This is a genomic window from Citrobacter sp. Awk 4 (genome assembly GCF_028069725.1).
Lineage (GTDB): Bacteria > Pseudomonadota > Gammaproteobacteria > Enterobacterales > Enterobacteriaceae > Citrobacter_D.
The window spans coordinates 1-679 of the sequence record NZ_JANEWG010000137.1 but is presented as its reverse complement, the minus strand read 5'-3'; the positions used below and the strand labels follow the sequence as shown (position 1 = coordinate 679).

Sequence of the window (679 nt, the reverse complement as noted above, 5' to 3'; positions counted from 1 at the left end):
AATAAATATCCTCCGGCATAGCCGGAGGTTTTTCAAATGCGCCTGTAAGGCTCTGTTACCAGCCGCGCCCTAACAGGCGCATACGATCTGACATTTGCATCCAACTTTGTTACTTACGGCCCGTAAACGGGCTACCCGGATAAGGGATCGATAACTGTTCTCCCATTTTATCCTCTTCAAGCTGGTGCTTTATGTATTCCTGTATCTTCGCCGTGTTCTTGCCTACCGTATCCACATAGTAACCCCGGCACCAGAACTCCCTGTTTCTGTATTTGAACTTCAGATCACCAAACTGTTCATACAGCATCAGGCTACTCTTTCCCTTCAGATATCCCATAAAGCCCGACACGCTCATTTTCGGCGGGATCTCTACAAGCATATGGATATGATCTGCGCAGCATTCCGCTTCCAGAATACGGACGTTTTTCCATTCACATAGCTTTCTCAGGATCCCGCCTATTGCTCTACGTTTCTCTCCATAGAACGCCTGTCTTCGATATTTCGGTGCAAAAACTATGTGATATTTACAGTTCCATCGGGTGTGCGCTAAGCTCTTTTCGTCCCTCATTGGGACCCCCTGTTGATTTCTTGTTGAACATTTGCAGTTGCCAGACCGCAAGGTGTTTTAACAAATCAAAAGGGGTTTTAATAACTGGCTCAAAGCTGAAAGCTTTACTGA

Annotated in this window: 1 protein-coding gene; it reads right to left on the bottom strand. The window is 46.1% G+C overall.

The annotated features are described in order from the left end of the window. Nucleotides 1–109 precede the first annotated feature (109 nt). The gene (gene tnpA / locus NNO04_RS22520; RefSeq protein WP_162380244.1) at nucleotides 110–568 is read right to left on the bottom strand and encodes an IS200/IS605 family transposase; all 459 of its coding nucleotides are present in this window, start codon (nucleotides 566–568) and stop codon (nucleotides 110–112) included. Nucleotides 569–679: the final 111 nt, after the last annotated feature.

Bases quoted from the DNA above. Each gene is read 5' to 3' on its own strand.
- tnpA (WP_162380244.1), bottom strand. From the start codon at position 568: ATGAGGGACGAAAAGAGCTTAGCGCACACCCGATGGAACTGTAAATAT.